This window comes from Tenacibaculum adriaticum (assembly GCF_008124875.1).
In the GTDB taxonomy this organism is placed as follows: Bacteria; Bacteroidota; Bacteroidia; order Flavobacteriales; family Flavobacteriaceae; genus Polaribacter; species Polaribacter adriaticus.
On record NZ_VNIA01000007.1, the window covers coordinates 23,409 to 43,634 of the forward strand.

Here is a 20,226-nt window from a genome sequence, read left to right on the forward strand (position 1 = left end):
CGTATGAAAATAATCAAACTTAGTGCCATTAACTCTACTAATTCTTTTTTGAAAGAAATGGTATCTGATTCAATGGTTGATGATTTTACGGTAGTTGTTGCAAAAAAACAAACATCAGGACGTGGGCAGATGGATACAAAATGGGTTTCAGAAAATGGTAAAAACCTGATTATGAGTGTTTTTTGTAAATTTTCAGAATTATTTATTGCACAACAAAAATTTTTAAATTACGCCGTTAGCATTAGTGTTTTTGAAGCTGTTAAGAACTACAAACCACCTAAATTAGCTATTAAATGGCCCAACGACATTCTGTCAGAAAAGGATAAAATTGGCGGTATTTTGATTGAAAATTCACTAAAAAAGGATAAAATTCAGTCTTCGGTAGTAGGAGTAGGTCTTAATGTTAATCAAGAAGTTTTTCCTGTTGATTTACCCAATGCTTCTTCAATTAAAAAGAAAATTAATAAAGAGGTTGATTTAGAAGAGATATTGAATTTAGTATTACAACAACTTCAACTTAATATACAATTGTTAAGAGATAAACAATATGAGTTATTGGAAGAAAAGTATTTAAGAGTGTTGTATAAAAAAAACGTTCCAAGTATGTTTAAAAACAGTCAGAACGTTTTATTTATGGGTAAAATCGTTGGAATTTCTTCAGAAGGAAAACTCCAAATTGAATTAAACGATGAAACTATTCAAGAGTTTGGCTTGAAAGAAGTTTCGTTTGTTTAAATTATAATTTCTCTAAATTTTCAGTTAATGTATCGATGAATTTTGTTAATGGTTTTTTTACCATCATAGCCATCATAGGGTTAAAGCTACTCTCAAAATTTAATTGGGCTTCACTTTCATTTTCTGAAATTTCTTTAATACCTGCTGTTAAAGTAAAAGGTAATTTACTACTTGCTGCACCTAATGTAACTTTAGAATACTCTGTTTTCTCTTTCATTACCAATCTAATTTCTGGCATTCCTTTTAGTCCGAAGATAAAAGAATCACCATCCACTTCAAACTTTTCAGTTCCTTCTGGCATTAATTGCTTGAAATTTTCTAAGTTGATTAAAAATTCATATAAATCTTTTGCAGATTTCTTTACCTTAATTGTATTTCCTTCAATATTCATTTTTGTTGTTTTGTGTTCGGTTGGCGTATTGCAAAAACATTACCATTATTGTTTCCATTCATTTGGATTTCTTCTCCAATCTTCTAGTGTTCGTAATTCATCACTGTTAATGTATTTACTATCAAGAGCTTGTTCTAGCAGAAATTCGTAAGTACTTAAAGTTGTTAATTCAACATTCTGTTTTTTGAAGTTTTCTGCAGCAAGATTAAATCCATAAGAAAAGATGGCAATCATTCCTTTTACAGTGGCATTAGCCTCTTTTAAAGCTTTAACAGCATTTAGACTGCTATTACCTGTACTGATTAAATCTTCAATAACCACAACATTCTGACCACTTTCTAAGTGCCCTTCAATTTGGTTTTCTCTACCGTGTTTTTTGGGTTCGGGACGTACATAAACAAATGGTACCCCCAATTCTTGTGCAACTAATACGCCTATTGCAATGGCACCTGTGGCAACACCAGCAATTACATCTGGTTTTCCGTGTTTTTCTTCTACTAATTTAGCAATTTGTTCCTTTAAAAAATTACGTACTGGTGGATATGAAAGTGTAACTCGGTTATCACAATAAATTGGGGATTTCCATCCAGACGCCCATGTAAAAGGAGAATTTGGGTTTAATTTTATAGCTTTAATTTGTAAAAGAAGTTCAGCAGTTTTTTTTGCCGTATCTTTGTTTAAACTCATGGCACAAATGTATAAAGTTTTTGTTAATGATAAGCCGATAATTTTAACATCTTCGTTAAAAAAGGAAGAAAATTTTCCTGTTTTTATTTTCAAAAATATATTGGTTGATGAAATTATATACAGGTTAAAAGGTGGGAAATTAAAAGGGGTTTATCTTTTTTCTACCAATTTAGAAGAAGATTGGCAGCAGTTTTGTAATAATTTTAAACTTATTACGGCTGCTGGGGGGCTAGTTGTCAATTCAAAAAAAGAAATACTATTTATTTATAGAGGTGAGAAATGGGACTTACCCAAAGGAAGAATTGAAGTAGGAGAAAGTATTGAAGATACTGCAGTTCGAGAAGTAGAAGAAGAATGTGGTATAGATCATTTAAAGCTTCATCAATTCTTGTTAAAAACGTATCATATATTTTATCAAGGTAGTGAAATACGCTTAAAACAAACTTATTGGTACTTAATGTACTCTAATTATACAGGTAAATTAACTCCTCAACTCGAAGAGGGCATTACCGAGGTGGTTTTTAAAAACGAAGTAGAAATCAAAGAAGTTTTTAAAAATACATATGCCAATATTATATTAGTATATGAAGCTTACAAAGCTAATTAATTAATGTTATGTGACACTCTGTCATTTAAAAATATCATAAAAACACTACTTTCTGCCAAAATAATAGTAAAAACCTGTTGGCACACACTTTGACTATTTGTACTCGTAAAATTGAATTAAAAACTTAACAAGATAAATACAAGTTATGAGTAAAATTATAGGAATTGATTTAGGTACAACGAACTCGTGTGTTTCTGTAATGGAAGGAAACGAACCAGTTGTAATCCCAAATTCAGAAGGAAAAAGAACAACACCGTCTGTAGTAGCATTCGTAGAAGGTGGAGAGCGTAAAGTTGGAGATCCAGCAAAGCGTCAAGCAGTTACTAACCCTACAAAAACTGTTTATTCTATTAAACGTTTTATGGGAAATAAGTTCTCGGAATCTTCAAAAGAAGCAGCTAGAGTACCTTACGAAGTAGTGAAAGGGGATAATGATACGCCACGTGTAAAAATTGACGATCGTATGTATACACCACAAGAAATTTCAGCGATGGTGTTACAAAAAATGAAAAAAACTGCTGAAGATTATTTAGGTCAAGATGTTTCTGAGGCCGTAATTACAGTACCAGCTTATTTTAATGATGCACAGCGTCAAGCTACAAAAGAAGCAGGTGAAATAGCAGGATTAAAAGTTCGTCGTATTATTAACGAGCCAACGGCAGCTGCATTAGCTTACGGTTTAGATAAAGCAAGTGAAGATAAAAAGATTGTTGTATTCGATTTTGGTGGTGGTACACATGATGTTTCTATTCTAGAATTAGGAGATGGAGTATTTGAAGTATTGGCTACAGATGGTGATACGCACTTAGGAGGTGATGATGTGGATGAAAAAATTATTAACTGGTTAGCGGAGGAGTTTAAAGCTGAAGAAAATATGGATTTACGTAAAGATCCTATGGCTTTACAACGTTTAAAAGAAGCTGCAGAAAAAGCGAAGATTGAATTATCGAGTACAACTTCTACAGAAATTAATTTACCATATATTACAGCGACAGCTAGTGGACCAAAACACTTAGTTCGTACATTAAGTAGAGCAAAGTTTGAGCAGTTAATCGATGATTTAGTAAAAAGAACGATTGAGCCTTGTCAAACAGCTTTAAAGAATGCAGGCTTATCAATTTCTGATATTGATGAAATCATTTTAGTTGGAGGTTCAACACGTATTCCTGCAGTGCAAGAAGCGGTAGAGAAATTCTTCGGAAAATCGCCAAGTAAAGGTGTAAATCCAGATGAAGTTGTTGCTTTAGGAGCTGCAATTCAAGGTGGAGTTTTAACAGGAGATGTAAAAGATGTTCTTTTATTAGATGTTACTCCATTATCATTAGGTATCGAAACTATGGGGAATGTAATGACGAAATTAATCGATGCGAATACTACTATTCCAACGAAGAAATCGCAAGTATTCTCTACAGCAGCAGATAACCAACCGTCTGTAGAAATTCACGTTTTACAAGGTGAGAGAGCTATGGCGGCAGATAACAAAACAATTGGTCGTTTCCAATTAACAGATATTCCACCAGCACAAAGAGGAGTTCCTCAAATTGAAGTTACTTTTGATATTGATGCTAACGGAATTATTAACGTATCTGCATCTGATAAAGCAACAGGTAAAGTGCAAAACATCCGTATTGAAGCTTCTTCTGGTTTAACAGATGAAGATATTAAAAAGATGAAAGCAGATGCTGAGGCAAATGCAGAAGCAGATGCAAAAGCAAAAGAAACTGCAGATAAAATCAACGGAGCAGATGGAATGATTTTCCAAACCGAAAAGCAATTAAAAGAGTTTGGAGATAAATTATCAGCGGATAAAAAAGGTCCGATCGAAGCAGCTTTAGAAGAATTGAAAAAAGCATACGAGAGTAAAGATTTAGCTCAAATTGATACTGCAATGGAGAAAATTAACGAAGCTTGGAAAGTAGCATCAGAAGAAATGTATGCAGCACAACAAGCAGGTGGAGCAGATGCAGGAGCACAACCAGAAGCTGGAAGTGAAACAACTGCAGATGACAATGTTGAAGATGTAGATTTCGAAGAAGTAAAATAGATTAAAATCTAAATTATATTTTAGCCTCATATGTTTTAAACCTATGAGGCTTTTTTTATTGTTATGAAAAACTATCAAAAACATAATTTTTTCAAATACACATATTGCGAGTTTGAAATGCAAGGAATAGATTTTTTTAAAGAAAAAACAACGCATTTTCAAAGTAAATCAGGGAGTTATTACTTTTATACGCAAGAAGGTGTTTATAGATACTCTAACCATTGGGGGCGTGTGGCTAGTTGCAGGTGGAAAATCAAAGGAATTGAGGAATATAAAAATCAACATTATTATGTTGGATATTCAAAATGGGAAAACTTTTACCCTTTAAACGACTATGATAAAGTGTTTTTTTTAGTTGTTGATTTTAATCAAAAAAAAGTAAAAATAGAGCGTATAAATCCTCAGGAAAAAACTTTTGTTTTTTTAATGAATTCGACTTTTGCCCATCAGCGTTTAAAACAAGTTCAAAATTTATTTAAAGAAAATAAATGGGCTACTTATTATAATGAAGAGATAGATGTTTTACGCAAAAAAGTAATTACAGCACTTATTTCTAGTAAAAAAACATTACAACAAATTAAAAGAGAAGTACGATAGTTAACTTTTATAGTCTCTATTAACTCCTATACTAAAACCAAAACGAATTTCACTCTCACTACCTAATCTATGAATAGCTAATTTACCCAAGGCAATTTTACCAAATTCGTTGTTGGTAATATTCTCATCATTTAAAAACAATTCTCCTTTAAACTGTCTTTTTGTATTGTATTCACTCCTGTCTTGCTTATTTTGATAGATGTTAATAGATAAAATATTGTCTTTGTCGGTATATCCACAAAAAACACCATGATTATCCCACATTAGATAATTATTTGTCTTATTAATTTCTCTAGAAGGAGTTCCTAAAACTTCAATAAGTGTATTGTAATTAGTAGGGAAAGTAATTTCCTTTTCATTAATAGTAATAAAATCAGTATCACACTTTATAATTAAATCGCTTATTTTCTTCTTTTTAAATAAATTAAACATAGTTTGATAAGTAATTACAATTAGTTAATTTTCGATCCTGTAAAGCTATTAAGAAAAATTAACAAGTCATTTAATCTTTTAATTAAATTTGCTTCACCTAAAAAATAACAAATGAATATACCTCAAACAAGCTTTCCACGAGTAGTAATTGTGGGCGGAGGTTTTGCAGGATTAGCTGTTGCAAAAGGATTAGAAGAACAAGAGTTACAAGTTGTGTTAATAGACAAACACAATTACCATACTTTTCAACCTTTATTATACCAAGTAGCAACTGGTGGGTTAGAACCAGACAGTATTGCTTTTCCGCTACGTAAAAGATTTAATGATGTTGAAAATTTTTATTTTCGATTAGCGGAAGTTGTAAATGTAAATGCTGATAAGAATACTATCGAAACCTCTATTGGGACGTTAGAATATGATGAATTAATCATTGCGACAGGTTCTACCACTAATTTCTTTGGGAATACGAATATTGAAAAGTATGCTATGGAAATGAAGTCTGTTCCGCAAGCATTGAATATTCGTAGTTTGGTATTAGAAAATTTTGAAGAGGCATTGTTAGAAAAGGACTTGGAAAAAAGACATGCCTTAATGAATTTCGTAATTGTTGGTGGCGGACCAACAGGGGTTGAATTAGCAGGAGCACTAGCTGAAATGAAAAAAGGAATCTTACCGAAAGATTATCCAGATTTAGATATTCGTCAAATGAAGATTAACCTGATACAAAGCTCAGGAGAGTTATTAAAGGGGATGAGTTCTAAAGCTTCTGAAAAAGCAGAAGATTTCCTAATAAAACTAGGGGTAGATGTATGGAAAAATTTACGTGTGCTTAATTACGATGGGGAAACGGTTACAACTAATGGAGAAGATCATTTTAATGCGCAAACGGTAATTTGGGCAGCAGGCGTAAAGGGAGAAACTGTAAATGGTTTGCAAGCAGAATGTTTGGTAGAAAGAGCGAATCGATTTAAGGTAGATATGTATAATAAGGTTGTTGGTTACGAAAATATTTACGCAGTTGGAGATATTGCTTGCATGCAGACAGAAGTATATAAATATGGACACCCAATGATGGCGCAACCAGCTATTCAACAAGGAACATTATTGGCTAAAAATATACTCGCCAAATTTAAAGGTAAAAAACAAAAAGAGTTTGTTTATAACGACAAAGGATCTATGGCAACTATTGGGCGTAACAAAGCGGTGGTAGATTTGCCTAAGTGGAAATTTCAAGGAGTTTTTGCTTGGTTTGTTTGGATGTTTGTTCATCTTTTTTCTTTAATAGGTTTTAGAAATAAAGTAATTGTTTTTATGAATTGGGTGTATAATTATATCCGTTTTGATAGAGAAACACGTTTAATTATTCGTCCGTATAAAAAGAAAGATAAATATTCTTTTGAAGAAAATTAATGGCTAATAAATCCTACATAAAATGTCCTAATTGTGGAGTTTTTAATACTGATAAAGAGTATTGTGAAAATTGTGGGGAGCTAATTTCATACAAAAAGAAACAAGAACTTAGAGCACAAAAAGTAAAAGAAGAAGAGCTTTCTGATGCCATAAAGGATATAGAAAATCTGAATTTACCTCAAAGATTAAAAAAACATTCTAACTTCTTTGTTAGAATTTTGGGATGGATTTTATATTCAGTTTGGTTTGTTGTAAGCTTAATAGGCGCTTTTTTAGCTTGGGTAATAGCAATGATTGCAGCAGGATGAGAAAACCACTGTATTATTATTTTATATTCTCTTTTGTTACAGGTACAGCTATATACTTAGCGTCTTTTTATCATTTTCATTTGCCAGATATAATTCGTTTTTATGTAAACGACTTTTTAATAATACCTATCGTTTTAACAATTAGTTTGATTACAATGCAAAAATTACGGAATGATATAAATTATACCATTCCGTTATCTGTAGTTTTGTACTTATGCGCTATGTATGCTGTTCTTTTTGAGTATTTTTTACCAAAATTTCATCTGAGATATACAGCAGATTTTATTGATGTAATACTGTATTTTTTGGGCGGAATTCTGTTTTATTATTTACAAAAGAAACATTAGCAACAACCACTTGTTGGATCACAACAAGAAGTTTGATTTTGTAATTCTGACATTTTAACTTTTGGTTTTGGCGTAATTCCGCATTTATCTTTTGCCAAACAATCGGTTAAAGTTGTTGTAAGCAAAAAGTTAGTTCCGTTAAAATCTAAGCCATATTTACCAATAGTTTCTCCTTGGTATTCTACTTCAATTTCTAAATCGTCTAAACCTAAAGTTTTTTCTGACAACTCGATAATATGAGTTAATTTTTCTGGATGTAGTCTGTGATCGTAATCATTTTCGTTCCATAGTTGAAAATTGATTACTTCTTCTTTTCTAACGGTTCCGCCACAATCGATAAAATGTTTTGATACTTTACCAACTTCGGTAACGTGAAAGTGTGAAGGAACTAAACTTCCGTCTGGTAATTCAAAAGCAATGGTTTCTAAATTACGTAAATTTTTTTTTATTTCTGATAATTTCATAATTATAATTGATTTAATATGTAGTACATTTCGGTTGCAATTTGATTGCTTCTTTCTAAATATTTTTCTTCTTCCAAATCTGTGTTGTCATATAATTTAGGGTCTTCATAAGTTATTGGAATTCTTTTTTCTGATCCAGAAACAAAAGGACACCCGCCATCTGCTTCAGAGCATGTCATAATAGCAAGGAAGTTAGACTTTGGGTTAAATGGGTGTGCATATTCTTTTGAAAAACAAATTACAGGATGAGAGTTTTCATCAAATTTCACAGCATAAACAGGATTGTTTCCTTCTGAAATACTTTCTATTTGAAAACCTTGTTTTTGTAACGTTTTTATAGCTGGTTTTGCTAATGCAGTAGCTTCCGTTCCGCCAGAATAACAAGAAATTGAATTCATGTTGAAATGTGCTGTTAAGGTTTGCATCCAAATTTGTGCTAAATGACTCCTTCTGGAGTTGTGAGTACAAATAAAATTAATTTGTATAGGTTCCTTTTTTGATAGTTTTTCGTTTAAATAAGTAGCAAACGGATTTAAAACCTTTTTTCTTTCGTTTGATATTGAAGAGATATTTAATTTTGAAATCGTTTCCTTTAATGCTGTGTTTGTTTTCATTGTTATATTACGATGAATAGATTCAAATTTTTTTAAGAGCAACAATTGTTATTGTCTGAATTTAAAGAGAAAAATTCGTTCAATGTATTTTTTATAACATTCCAATTCTTTTCATCAATACAGTAACAAACACTTGTGCCTTCTATGTTTCCTTTTATTATACCTATATTTTTTAATTCCTTTAAATGTTGAGAAATAGTAGGTTGAGCCAAACCGATAACATCTACCAAGTCTCCACAAATACAAGACTTCATTTTTATTAAATGCTGAATAATCGCAATACGTGCAGGATGACCCAACACTTTGGCGATAGCAGCAATTTCGTTTTGCTCTTTGGTAAATATTTCTGATTTTGTAAGTCCCATAATTTATACATTGCAATATTACGATAAATATATTTAAAAAATAATTTTATGTGTATTTATTTTTCAGACTCCTTGTTTTTAAGTTCGTTAGCTTTTTTAACAATAGCTTTTAAACGCGCTTTGTTTTGCTCTTTTTCTAGCTTCACTTTATTTAATTTTCTGTTTAAAAGCTTCGTGTGTTTAGCTTTGTTTACGGTGTTTTTTGCTTTTCCTTTTTTTGGCATATTTATTTAATATTAGTGCTTTCACTATCGGTTTAGTATAAGAATAGTTACGGGTTTAGATGCTTTTATTTTCCGATAAGCAAGATACTTAATAAAAAACAAAAACGGTTCAGGCTAGCACCCAAACCGCTATTTTTTATATGTGTTGTTGGTGGTAGTGTTTTATTTCAGTTAAAAGATTGCCTGAATTCAGAAGGTGAAAAGTCAGTTTTACTTTTAAATAATTTGCTAAAAGATTGTATGTGCTCAAAGCCTAATTCATATGCAATTTCACTAACTGTTAAATCTGTGGTTGATAATTTTTCTTTTGCTAATTCAATTACTTTATCTTGTATGAAATGTTTGGTGCTTTGCCCTGTTAAATTTTTTAACAAGCGACTTAAATAATTGGCAGATAGATTCAACTCATTTGCAAAATACTGAACTGTTGGTATAGTATTTCTTATTAAATTTTCTTTACTATAATAAGCCGACAGCAATTCTTCAAATTGGTTTAAGATAGTGTGATTTGTAATTTTTCGAGTAGTAAATTGTCGTTGGTAAAAACGTTCTGAATAAGTCAGTAATAAAACTAACTGTGCAATGATTACATCTTGACTGAAATGGTCAATATTTGCTTGATATTCTTGAGCAATATTTTGCATTACACCAATAATCATTTTTTCCTCTTTGTCAGACAAATGCAGCGCTTCGTTTATTTTGTAATTAAAATATTTATATTCCTTTATTTTTTTTGATAACGGAGTGTTCCAAAGGAAGTCGGGATGTACAAGTAATAACCATCCCTTATGGTTTAATTCTTCATCTGTTCTGAATTCAAAAGAAAGCACCTGCTTTGGAGACATGAAATGCAATACACCTTCATCAAAATCATATTCCTGTTGACCATATTTTAATTTGGCATTAAAATCCTTTTTTAAAGCGATGGAATAGAAATCATTAGTGATGTTTATTGGACTAGATTGGTGACGCTTTATATCCTCAAATTTTATAATACTAATAAGCGGATGTTCGGGTTTCTGCAAATCCATAACCTTATGATATTCAGTTATGGATTTTATATTATATGGCTTTGAGTTCAACATAGAGCAAAGTTATTTTTTATAATCCAAAGAGCATTTTTAACCCTTCTTTTAGCGTTGTTGGTTTACGACTCAATTTGGTTTCTAAATCATTGGTTATTTCGTCTTCCTGTCCGTTTTTTATATCGGTGTTGAATTCAACTACTTTTTGAAGCATTGGTTCTGGAATTCCTGTCGGTCTCATTCTTTCTTGAAATGTAGAAATATCTACTGGATTGTATTTCACTTCTATTCCTGAAAGTGTTGTCAATGCCTTGGCAATATCATAAAATGAATAGGCTTCATTGTTTGTGAATTTGTATGTTTTGTTTTTACAATCTTCATTTGACAGCACATTTGCCATTGCTTCGCCCATTTCTTTTCTTAATGCAAAAGTTACTTTTCCATCTCCCGCAGGTTGAAAAATACCCGTTTCAAACACTTTTTTGCCTACAAAAAGAGGAAGAACATCCATATACAAGGTGTTTCTAAAAATGGTATAGTTTAGTCCACTTGCTTTAATATAATCTTCAGTAAGAAAGTGTTCTTCCATAAGTTGATGAGCGAGTGTTTCTCTATTCCGCATTGCCCTACTTGTGTAGGCAATATTTTTAACTCCTGATTTTTTAGCGGTATCAATGACATTTCTGTGTTGCTGCATTCGGTCACCTTGGTCGCCTGCTGAAATTAAAAGCACGGTATCTACATTCGCCATTGCACTTTCAAGAGCGAACACATTATCATAATCGCCTTGAAAAATAGTTATTCCTTTTGCTTGTATCTCTACTATTCTTTCCTCTTCTCGAACAAGGGCAGAGATATTTTGAGCTGGAATATTCTTTAATAAAGTTTCAATTACCGAACTACCAAGATTACCTGTAGCTCCTGTTACTAATATTTGCATAATTATCTGCTTTTTGATTTATGCAAAGCTTCATAGTATTCAGCCGATAAATTTAGTCAAATCTTGCTTTGTTGTAATCGTTTTCGGCTTTTTTCACATTACCGCCAACAGGTGAAAGAATATCTATCTGTTTTAATTGTGGATATTCACCGATAGCGAAGTTCAATAAAAATATAGTAAGAAACAAGTTAAACTTGATTTCTAAAAAAAGCATTTTTTTTGGTGAGTAAATTTAATATAGGTAGAGTTGTTACTGTCTTGTTTTGCAAATGATCTTTGTGTCATCGTTTCTTCTGATACTTAGTTACCTTTTTTCTATTAAGACTCCTTGTTTTTTAATATTAATTGAGTCAATTTTTAGATGAAATAAAATATTTATATCATTAAAACCAGCTTTTATAGAATGTTGTTAGTCGTTTTCATAAAGTCTTAGCCTGTTTTTTAAAGTATTTAATTCATTACGTAATTCCTTTTCTTTTTCCAAAAGGTTAAACACAACATCAATACCTTCCAAGTTCACATTTAATTCAGTATGCAGTCTAATCATTTTTTCAAAATCACCTATTTGATCTTGATGGATGAAATGGTTTTGTTCAATAATTTCAATTTGAATGAGTCCTATTTTGTTTAAAGCATCAACAAAAGAAAACTCAATTTCATAATGAGAACAAAGGTTTTTTATTGAGATTAAATTCTTATTTGTCATCTTACCTTAATTTTTGTAATTCTTTAAACAATTCTTTTTCTTTTGCGCTTAAATTTGTTGGTATTTTAAGATGGTACGTTATTATTAAATCGCCAAATTTACCTTCTTGTTTATAAATAGGAAATCCTTTTCCTTTTAATCTTACTTTTGTTTCGTTTTGGGTTCCTGGTTTTATTTTAAGTTTTGCTTTGCCTTTAAAAGTATCTATATTAATTTCTCCACCTAAAATTGATGTGTATAAATCCAAATCAATATTTGCATATAAATTGTTTCCGTCTCGCTTAAACTGTGTATTGTTGTTTATTATAAATTTAATGTATAAATCTCCATTTGGCCCCCCGTTTACCCCTTTTCCACCTTTTCCTTGTATTTTAATTATCTGATTGTTTTCTACACCAGCTGGAATTGTAAGTCGTATTTTATTGTTATTTACAGTTATGATTTGTTGATGAGCTTCGTAAATATCTTTTAAATTAAGGTGTAATTCAGCATTAAAATCTTGACCTTTAAATTTTGTTTTACTTCTTTGTCTTGAATAAGTTCCTGTTCTTCCGAACATAGATTCAAAATAATCTGAAAAATCTTGCTCTGAAAAATCTTCACTTGAAAACCCTTGCTGACTATATTGATGTTGAGATTGTTGCTGCTGTTTTGCTTTTTCAAACTCTTCTGCATGTTGCCAATCTTTTCCGTATTGATCGTATTTTTTACGATTTTCAGAATTACTTAATACTTCATTGGCTTCATTAATTTCTTTGAATTTTTTTTCGGCTTCCTTGTTGTCAGGATTTAAATCAGGATGATACTTTCTTGCTAGCTTTCGGTAGGCATTTTTAATTTCCTTTTCTGTTGCAGTTTTTCCAACGCCCAATATTTTATAATAATCTATAAATGTCATTGATTTGTTTTTATTATAGTTGTTTTTAATTGGGTATATAACAATTGAAGATAAAATAATGGCTTAAAAAATTTTATACATCGATAGCTAAGTTATTGAAAAAGAAGTTTAGAAACAAGTTAAATGGATTTTCTAAAAGCGTCTATTTTTTCTTTAGCTTTAGAATCAATCTTATCACCTTCAAACCAAGCGTGTGTGTCGGCCAAATACTCCATACCTAAATAATTGGCACTTTCTATAAAAGGCATGGTAAATCCGTTACGTAAATCGTTTCCATTAGAATTGCTAATCATTGCCATTTTTTTACCTCTAAGCTGTCTGCCAAGTTCTTTATGTACTCGAATAAGGTCAGAGATTCTATCAAAAAAAACCTTTAATATTCCACTCATCGTGTACCAATATACTGGAGTTGCAAAAACAAACGTGTCGTATTTAGCTATAATTTCTTCCACCAATGGTAAAAAATCATCATTTGAATTTATATATTTATAGCTATAATGACCAATATTTTTAGTAGCCAAATCTATTACATCAAAATCGTTGTTTTTGTTTAAATAATTCACAATTTTAAAGGTGTTCCCAAAACTTTGAGAACTTCCTTGTATAATAACTTTTGTATTCATTAGTTTAATTTTTGAGTGCTAAAAATCATACTTAAAAATTAAAGTTTTTGTTAATAATCATTGTAAAAATTGATAAAAACCAAGAAGAAATCAATAGTATAACGCTAGAAATTTCATACATTTAGCGTATTATTCGAAAATGTAGATGGATTTAAAAAAATACAAGGTTTCAAAAGAAATTAAACTTGCAAATAGCCAAACTTTTGAAATAATAGATGAGGCTAAACAAGAATTAAAAAAACTTAGAAAAAAGATAAGTAAACTACAAGACACCATGTATGCTGAAGGTAAATATGGCATATTAGTTTGTTTACAAGGTATGGATACCTCTGGTAAAGATAGCCTAATTCGTGAAGTTTTTAAAGATGTAAATGCCCGTGGAGTAATAGTGCATAGTTTTAAAGTACCCACAGAGTTAGAGTTAAAACATGATTTTATGTGGCGTCATTATGTTGCGCTACCACCAAAGGGGAAAATAGGAGTGTTTAATCGTACCCATTATGAAAATGTATTGGTTACGCGTGTACATCCTGAATATGTTTTTGCAGAAAATATACCTACTGTAAATAGTTTAGACGATTTAGATGATGCTTTTTACCATTCTAGAATGGAACGTATTAATCAGTTTGAAAAACATTTAAGTGATAACGGTACTATTGTTTTAAAATTCTTTTTAAACTTATCTAAAGAAGAACAAAAAAACAGGTTATTACGTAGATTAGAAATTGAAAAAAAGAATTGGAAATTTTCAGCAGGGGATTTAAAGGAACGTAAATTGTGGGATAAATACGAAGAATGTTATGAAGATTTATTGAATAAAACTTCTACAGATTATGCACCTTGGTATGTAGTACCTGCAGATGATAAAGACTCTGCGCGTTATATTGTTGCAAAAACATTGTTAGAAGAGATGCAAAAATATAATTTTCAAGAACCCGAATTACAACAAAAAGTTTTAGACCAAATAGATGAGTTTAAAGCACAATTACATAACGAATAAATATCAAATTGCTCGTAAAATATCAACTTTAGTTAAGAGCAAAATAAATAGGTTACCCTAAAAAAAATGGAATTAAAATTACAAAAACCAATCGTATTTTTCGATTTAGAAACTACTGGAGTTAATATTGCTACCGATAGAATCGTAGAAATATCGATATTAAAAATTTTCCCAAACGGAACGCAAGAGAGCAAAACTTGGTTAGTGAATCCGGAAGTTGAAATACCAGCAGAAGCAACAGCAATTCATGGCATTACTAATGAAAAAGTAGTTACAGAACCTACTTTTAAAGAATTAGCACAAAAGATAGATGAAATGATTGCTGATAGTGATTTAGCAGGATTTAATTCTAATCGATTTGACATTCCTTTATTGGCAGAAGAATTAATGCGTGCTGGTATTGATTTTGATATGGAAAATAGAAAAGCGGTAGATGTACAGGTTATTTTTCATAAAAAAGAACAGAGAACGTTAAGTGCGGGATATGAATTTTATTGTGGAAAAGAATTAGAAGGTGCTCATGGAGCAGAAGCGGATACCTTAGCAACTTATGAAATTTTAAAAGCACAGTTGGATAAGTATGAAGATATAGAAAATTCAATTGATGCATTAAGTGAATTTTCTTCTCATACACAACGAGCAGATTTTGCTGGTTTCATTTTGTTTAATGAAGATGAAGAAGAAATTTTTTCTTTTGGAAAATATAAAGGAAGAACTGTTGAAGAAGTATTAAAAGAAAACCCTGGATATAATTCTTGGATTCAACAAGCAGACTTTCCATTATACACCAAAAAGGTATTACGACAAATAAAAGAAAGAATGTCTGTTCCTAAAGAGACCATGACAGACAAGGAAAAACTAGAAGCTTTACAGCAAAAATTCAACTTAAGATAAAATATGGAAATGTTTGAAGCAAACGAAAACTTAGTGAAAATTTTATTAAGTAATGGTTTTATAGACACTACATCTGGAGTAGATAAAACTAAAGGAAAGAGAACTTTTAAATTATTAAAAAACTCTAAGAAAAAAATACATTTTGATAATATTAATATTAGAGTTTTAAATTCTAACAAAGGATTTGAATCAAAATCAGTGTTAAGCGAAGAAGATTTAAAAGCTATTTTGTTGTATTTTAAATTGTCTTCGTCAGATTTTAAAGAGCTTAATTCTGATAATATTTTAGAATTTAATGAAGCAAACGAAAGAATTAAGTCACTACGAAGAGAATATTTAAGGTTGCAAGCAACAGATGGAAATTTGCTTAGAAGAGTTAAATTAGAAAGAATAATTGAACTTTATGATAGTTTTAAATTCAATTAATATTTGATAATTATGTTTACAGAATATAAAAAATTACCTGATAATTCAAGAGTTTGGATTTACCAAGCAGATAGAAAATTTACTGTAGAAGAAATTGAATATATAAGCGCAAAAGCAATTATGTTCATCGATCAATGGACGCGTCATGGAGACGATTTAAAAGGATCATTTACTATAAAATATAATCAGTTTTTAATATTAGCTGTAGATGAAAATTTCAATAATGTTTCGGGATGTTCTATCGATGCTTCTGTTCGTTTTATAAAAGAATTAGAACAAGAATTAAATGTAGATTTAATGGATAAAATGAATGTTTCTTTTAAAGATGGAGATACTATTAATATTGTAAAACTACCAGATTTTCAGGAATTTGCTAAAAAGAAAAAAATAACAAGAGAAACTATTGTGTTTAATAATATGGTAAACACAAAACAAGATTTTGAAACCAATTGGGAAATACAAGCAAATCAAAGTTGGCATAACCGTTTTTTGGCGTAGTAATTGTTTGAGAGTAAAAGAAAATAAAGGGAAATTAAATGCTAAAAAAAATATTTACGATACTATTTTTTGTATCAACCATTTTGAGTTTAAAAGCACAAAGCGTAGATCCGTTACGCGCAAGTAATGCAGATGTTCAAAAAGCTTGGGTTGATACTATTATGCAATCTATGTCTATTAATGAAAAAATAGGACAGTTGTTTATGATACAAGCGTATTCAACCAAAGATGTAAAAAATGAAAACTATGTTGCTGAGATGATAGAAAAATATCATGTTGGTAATTTAATTTTTATGCAAGGTACACCAGAAAAACAAGTAGAACTAAATAACAAATATCAAGCATTAACAACCAAAGTCCCTTTAATGATAGGTTTTGATGGAGAATGGGGTTTAGACATGCGTTTAAAAAATACATATCGTTTTCCTTGGAACATGACTTTAGGAGCCATTCAAGATAAAAGTTTAATAGAACAATTAGGAGAACGCATAGGGGAGCATTGTAAAAGAGTAGGAATTCATATAAATTTTGCTCCTGTAGTAGATATTAATACAAATCCTAACAACCCTATTATAGGAAATCGTTCTTTTGGTGAGAAGAAAGAAAATGTAACTCGAAAATCAATTGCTTTTACGAAAGGAATGCAAAGAGTTGGTGTATTAGCAAATGCAAAACATTTTCCAGGACATGGAGATACCGCTGCCGATTCTCATTATACATTACCTACAATCAATTTTTCAAAAGAAAGAATTGACACCTTAGAACTCTATCCTTTTAGAAAACAATTTGACGCTGGTGTTGCGAGTGTAATGACAGCACATTTAAATATACCGTCTTTAGAAGATAATCCTAAATTACCCTCTTCATTATCTAAAAATGTAGTAACAGATTTGTTACAGCAAAAATTAGGATTTCTAGGGTTGGTGATTACTGATGGGTTAAATATGAAAGGAGCAGCTAATTATTCGTCCCCAGCCGAAATAAATTTAGCAGCAATTCTTGCAGGAAATGATATATTGTTAATTCCTCAAGATGTTCCACAAACAATTAAATTATTTAAAGAATCTATAGAAAAAGGAATGCTAACTGAAGAGAGACTAAATCATTCAGTAAGAAAAATATTAAGAGCTAAGTATTTAGCAGGTTTAAATAACTATAAACCAGTTAATGAAGAAAATGTATTTTTAGAATTAAACTCAGCCACAGATGAATTGTTACATCGCGAGTTGATGAAAAATGCCATTACAGTTTTAAAGAATGAAAATGGTGATATTCCTATAACAAACCTTGAAAACAAGAAAATTGCATATGTTTCTCTAGGAGATGGAGACGGAACTCCATTTGTAGATATGCTTAAAAATTATACTAGAGTAGATGTTGTTGTAGGAAAACATTTAGATCAGCTTATCGAAAAGTTGAAATCTTATAATTTGGTGATTATTGGTTTTCATAAATCAGATGATCATCCATGGAAATCATATAAGTTTTCAAATAAAGATTTGGTTTGGTTGCAAGAAATTGCACGTACGAACAATGTAATTCTAAATGTTTTTGCAAGTCCTTATAGTTTGTTACAGGTAACAACTTTTAAAAACATAGAAGGTATTATTGTAGATTATCAAAACAGTAAATTATCCCAAGAAGTTGCAGCACAAGCACTTTTTGGAGCTTTTGATATGAAAGGGAAATTACCAGTTTCTATAAAAAATAATTTTAAAGCAGGTCATGGAATTTTTGTAAATTCTTTAGGAAGATTAGAATACACCATACCAGAAGCGGCAGGTATGTCGTCTAAAAAACTAGAAGAGATAGATCAATACATAGATACTATTTTAAATGAAAGAATGGCTCCGGGAGGACAAGTTTTGGTAGCTAGACATGGTAAGGTAGTTTTTTACAAAAGTTTTGGACATCATGCAGGAAGTAGGTCGTTAAAAGTAGTAAACTCCGATGTGTACGATTTAGCGTCTCTTACTAAAATATTAGCATCCTTGCCTATGTTAATGAAGGCTGAAGAAGATAAAAAAATATCTTTATACTCGAGTTTAAGAGATATTTTACCTTCATATAAAGATAGCAATAAAGATACTTTAGAGTTAAGAGAAATCCTTTCCCACTACGCTCGTTTACGTTCTTGGATTCCTTTTTATTTAAGAACAAAAGATGAAAAAACGGGTAGAAATTTAAAAGGCTATTATAGTTCTAAAAAATCAAAAAAATACAATATCAAAGTAGCTAAAAATTTATATTTAAATACTTCTTACAAGGATTCTATACAAAGACTTGTTAGAGAGTCTGAGCAAAGAGAAAGATTAGGTTATAAGTATAGTGACTTAGGATATTATATAATAAAAGAAGTTTTAGAAAGTAAATATAAAAAGCCTTTAAATGAATTAGTAGATGAAGAGTTTTATAGGTCTTTAGGTTTAGATAGAACTTCATATTTGCCTTTACAAAAATTTTCTGTGAAAGAAATTGTTCCTACTGAAAAAGATACATATTTCCGTAATCAATTAATTCTAGGATATGTTCATGATATGGGAGCTGCTATGTTAGGAGGAGTAGGTGGTCATGCAGGATTATTTTCAAATGCAAATGATGTAGCTAAAATTATGCAAATGTATTTACAAGGAGGTACTTATGGAGGTGTACAATACTTTAAACCCGAGACAGTACAAAAATTCAATACACGTTATTATGCAGATGTGAGGAATCGTAGGGGATTAGGTTTTGATAAACCACAAATTAATCCACAAGAAAAACCAACTTGTGGTTGTGTTTCTGATAAAAGTTTTGGACATAGTGGGTTTACAGGTACGTATACTTGGGCAGATCCTGAAAGTGGTATAGTGTATGTGTTTTTATCTAACAGAACATATCCTACAATGAAAAATATGGGACTGGTAAGAAGTAATATTCGAACTAAAATTCAACAAACAATTCAAGAAGCTATTCAGTAGGAGTAGGAGTTAATTTTGTATAAATGGCTACTAAAAGTAAAGAGGTTGTAAAATAAATAATAGCTGTGTTCCATCCAAAAAAAATAGAAATTAAATAACTTTGAATAAAATAAAATAGCGGGAAAAGAATAATACTCAATCCAAAGCGGAAAGTATCTACAAATTCAATTTCTGTTATTTTTTTAGCGACTTTTTTCCAGATTAAATAAGGAAACAAACTATTTAGTATAATTACATTTTTTAAAAGAGATGTGTTATTTGAAATTACTTTTTTAGAAGGGTAATTATCAGATATTATCATTTTGTTGATGTTATTTACATCAGTGTAATCAACTTGTAGATTGTTTAAAAGATCTTCTTTTTTTTGATAATTTTCATCATCAGGAATATGAACTGATAGGTTTTGTAGCTGATCTGAGACTTGTTTTTTTATTAAGTTGGTTGAGTTATTTAATTCCTTTGGGTTATAAAAATCATTAGCTAGTATTGGAATTCCAAAATTTATAGCAACTTTACTTGGGTATTTAGAAGGGTTTTGAAATGTTATACCTACTGGAATTACATAAATTTTTAAAGTTGGGTATTCATTTAAAGCTCCAAATAAAATTCTTGTAAAACCTTTACTTAAAGGGCGAATAGTACGTTTTCTTAAATGAGTTCCTTCTGGGAAAATTAATAAAGTTTTTTCATCATGTAAAAGTCTTCTGCATTTTTTAAAAATTAGATTATTCTTTGTTAATTGTTGATATCCATCTCGAATTCTGTATACAGGCATCATGCCTAACCAATCAAAAAAAATAGCAATGATAGGGTTGTTAAAAACGGCAGCTCTTACTAAAAAAAATGTTTTTCTTGAAATATTACTAGCAATAATCAAAGGATCTATTAATCCGTTAGGATGATTAGCGGCAAATAAAATAGCTCCTTTTTTGGGGATATTTTCTTTACCAGAAATCTTTATTTTTTTAGCATAAAAAAATAATCCAGCTCGAATAATAGCTTTGATTATATAGTAAAGTATAAATTTCATA

Annotated in this window: 24 protein-coding genes; 11 read left to right on the forward strand and 13 right to left on the reverse strand. The window is 30.5% G+C overall.

Going from position 1 to position 20,226, the window contains the following annotated elements; genetic code table 11:
• Positions 1 to 3 precede the first annotated feature (3 nt).
• Entirely contained in the window at positions 4 to 735 is a 732-nt protein-coding gene (locus tag C7447_RS13800) for a biotin--[acetyl-CoA-carboxylase] ligase (protein ID WP_148871104.1), read from the forward strand.
• A gap of 1 nt (position 736) precedes the next feature.
• Here the strand turns inward: C7447_RS13800 and C7447_RS13805 are convergent, their stop codons facing one another.
• On the reverse strand, positions 737 to 1,126 hold the full coding sequence (locus tag C7447_RS13805; protein ID WP_148871105.1) for an SRPBCC family protein: 390 nt from the start codon (positions 1,124 to 1,126) through the stop codon (positions 737 to 739).
• A 45-nt stretch (positions 1,127 to 1,171) separates the two neighbouring features.
• Positions 1,172 to 1,813 carry an orotate phosphoribosyltransferase gene (pyrE, locus tag C7447_RS13810; RefSeq protein WP_148871106.1) on the reverse strand — a complete coding sequence of 214 codons (642 nt, stop codon included), beginning with the start codon at positions 1,811 to 1,813 and terminating at the stop codon, positions 1,172 to 1,174.
• Between pyrE and C7447_RS13815 the strand changes: the two genes are divergently transcribed.
• The 3 genes from C7447_RS13815 to C7447_RS13825 all read left to right on the forward strand — a co-directional run bounded on the left by C7447_RS13815 (position 1,812) and on the right by C7447_RS13825 (position 5,061).
• The gene (locus C7447_RS13815) at positions 1,812 to 2,420 is read left to right on the forward strand and encodes an NUDIX hydrolase (RefSeq protein ID WP_148871107.1); all 609 of its coding nucleotides are present in this window, start codon (positions 1,812 to 1,814) and stop codon (positions 2,418 to 2,420) included. The genes pyrE and C7447_RS13815 overlap by 2 nt on opposite strands.
• 145 nt (positions 2,421 to 2,565) lie before the next feature.
• Complete coding sequence (dnaK, locus tag C7447_RS13820; RefSeq protein WP_148871108.1) at positions 2,566 to 4,464, forward strand: molecular chaperone DnaK; 1,899 nt, start codon at positions 2,566 to 2,568, stop codon at positions 4,462 to 4,464.
• A 117-nt stretch (positions 4,465 to 4,581) separates the two neighbouring features.
• A complete protein-coding gene (locus tag C7447_RS13825) occupies positions 4,582 to 5,061 on the forward strand; it encodes a hypothetical protein (RefSeq protein WP_148871109.1) in 480 nt (159 codons plus the stop codon).
• Here C7447_RS13825 and C7447_RS13830 read toward each other — a convergent pair whose 3' ends face one another.
• Positions 5,062 to 5,493 (reverse strand): DUF7738 domain-containing protein, encoded by a 432-nt coding sequence (locus C7447_RS13830; RefSeq protein ID WP_148871110.1) that lies wholly within the window; start codon positions 5,491 to 5,493, stop codon positions 5,062 to 5,064.
• A 111-nt stretch (positions 5,494 to 5,604) separates the two neighbouring features.
• Between C7447_RS13830 and C7447_RS13835 the strand changes: the two genes are divergently transcribed.
• Both C7447_RS13835 and C7447_RS13840 read left to right on the forward strand, forming a co-directional pair.
• Positions 5,605 to 6,903, forward strand: coding sequence for an NAD(P)/FAD-dependent oxidoreductase (locus C7447_RS13835; RefSeq protein ID WP_148871111.1), 1,299 nt, complete (start codon positions 5,605 to 5,607; stop codon positions 6,901 to 6,903).
• Positions 6,903 to 7,211, forward strand: coding sequence for a hypothetical protein (locus C7447_RS13840; protein WP_148871112.1), 309 nt, complete (start codon positions 6,903 to 6,905; stop codon positions 7,209 to 7,211). The genes C7447_RS13835 and C7447_RS13840 overlap by 1 nt, the downstream gene beginning before the upstream one ends.
• 343 nt (positions 7,212 to 7,554) lie before the next feature.
• Here the strand turns inward: C7447_RS13840 and C7447_RS13845 are convergent, their stop codons facing one another.
• The 9 genes from C7447_RS13845 to C7447_RS13880 form a co-directional block, all read right to left on the reverse strand.
• Entirely contained in the window at positions 7,555 to 8,022 is a 468-nt protein-coding gene (locus tag C7447_RS13845; protein WP_148871113.1) for a DUF6428 family protein, read from the reverse strand.
• 2 nt (positions 8,023 to 8,024) lie between these two features.
• On the reverse strand, positions 8,025 to 8,636 hold the full coding sequence (locus C7447_RS13850; protein ID WP_148871114.1) for an arsenate-mycothiol transferase ArsC: 612 nt from the start codon (positions 8,634 to 8,636) through the stop codon (positions 8,025 to 8,027).
• Positions 8,637 to 8,668: 32 nt separating this feature from the next.
• Positions 8,669 to 9,001, reverse strand: a complete 333-nt coding sequence (locus tag C7447_RS13855; protein WP_148871115.1) for an ArsR/SmtB family transcription factor — start codon at positions 8,999 to 9,001, stop codon at positions 8,669 to 8,671.
• Between the two features lie 56 nt (positions 9,002 to 9,057).
• Positions 9,058 to 9,225, reverse strand: a complete 168-nt coding sequence (locus C7447_RS14875) for a hypothetical protein (RefSeq protein ID WP_170246047.1) — start codon at positions 9,223 to 9,225, stop codon at positions 9,058 to 9,060.
• A 167-nt stretch (positions 9,226 to 9,392) separates the two neighbouring features.
• Positions 9,393 to 10,310, reverse strand: coding sequence for a helix-turn-helix domain-containing protein (locus C7447_RS13860; protein ID WP_148871116.1), 918 nt, complete (start codon positions 10,308 to 10,310; stop codon positions 9,393 to 9,395).
• A gap of 16 nt (positions 10,311 to 10,326) precedes the next feature.
• Positions 10,327 to 11,190 carry an SDR family oxidoreductase gene (locus tag C7447_RS13865; protein WP_148871117.1) on the reverse strand — a complete coding sequence of 288 codons (864 nt, stop codon included), beginning with the start codon at positions 11,188 to 11,190 and terminating at the stop codon, positions 10,327 to 10,329.
• Positions 11,191 to 11,599: 409 nt separating this feature from the next.
• Positions 11,600 to 11,896 (reverse strand): chaperone modulator CbpM, encoded by a 297-nt coding sequence (locus C7447_RS13870; protein WP_148871118.1) that lies wholly within the window; start codon positions 11,894 to 11,896, stop codon positions 11,600 to 11,602.
• A 1-nt stretch (position 11,897) separates the two neighbouring features.
• Complete coding sequence (locus C7447_RS13875) at positions 11,898 to 12,794, reverse strand: DnaJ C-terminal domain-containing protein (RefSeq protein WP_148871119.1); 897 nt, start codon at positions 12,792 to 12,794, stop codon at positions 11,898 to 11,900.
• A gap of 119 nt (positions 12,795 to 12,913) precedes the next feature.
• Positions 12,914 to 13,417 carry a flavodoxin family protein gene (locus tag C7447_RS13880; protein ID WP_148871120.1) on the reverse strand — a complete coding sequence of 168 codons (504 nt, stop codon included), beginning with the start codon at positions 13,415 to 13,417 and terminating at the stop codon, positions 12,914 to 12,916.
• A gap of 145 nt (positions 13,418 to 13,562) precedes the next feature.
• On the opposite strand from C7447_RS13880, the gene C7447_RS13885 reads away from it, so the two are divergent.
• From C7447_RS13885 to C7447_RS13905, 5 genes are all read left to right on the forward strand, one after another.
• On the forward strand, positions 13,563 to 14,417 hold the full coding sequence (locus tag C7447_RS13885) for a PPK2 family polyphosphate kinase (protein ID WP_148871121.1): 855 nt from the start codon (positions 13,563 to 13,565) through the stop codon (positions 14,415 to 14,417).
• A gap of 66 nt (positions 14,418 to 14,483) precedes the next feature.
• Positions 14,484 to 15,311: a 3'-5' exonuclease gene (locus tag C7447_RS13890; protein WP_148871122.1), complete on the forward strand. Its 828-nt coding sequence runs from the start codon at positions 14,484 to 14,486 to the stop codon at positions 15,309 to 15,311.
• A gap of 9 nt (positions 15,312 to 15,320) precedes the next feature.
• Positions 15,321 to 15,737, forward strand: coding sequence for a hypothetical protein (locus C7447_RS13895; protein WP_148871123.1), 417 nt, complete (start codon positions 15,321 to 15,323; stop codon positions 15,735 to 15,737).
• Positions 15,738 to 15,749: 12 nt separating this feature from the next.
• Positions 15,750 to 16,235: an ABC transporter ATPase gene (locus C7447_RS13900; RefSeq protein ID WP_148871124.1), complete on the forward strand. Its 486-nt coding sequence runs from the start codon at positions 15,750 to 15,752 to the stop codon at positions 16,233 to 16,235.
• Positions 16,236 to 16,273: 38 nt separating this feature from the next.
• On the forward strand, positions 16,274 to 19,195 hold the full coding sequence (locus C7447_RS13905) for a glycoside hydrolase family 3 N-terminal domain-containing protein (RefSeq protein ID WP_148871125.1): 2,922 nt from the start codon (positions 16,274 to 16,276) through the stop codon (positions 19,193 to 19,195).
• On the opposite strand, the gene C7447_RS13910 is transcribed toward C7447_RS13905, so the two are convergent.
• The gene (locus C7447_RS13910) at positions 19,185 to 20,225 is read right to left on the reverse strand and encodes a lysophospholipid acyltransferase family protein (protein WP_148871126.1); all 1,041 of its coding nucleotides are present in this window, start codon (positions 20,223 to 20,225) and stop codon (positions 19,185 to 19,187) included. The two genes, C7447_RS13905 and C7447_RS13910, sit on opposite strands and share 11 nt — an antisense overlap.
• Position 20,226: the final 1 nt, after the last annotated feature.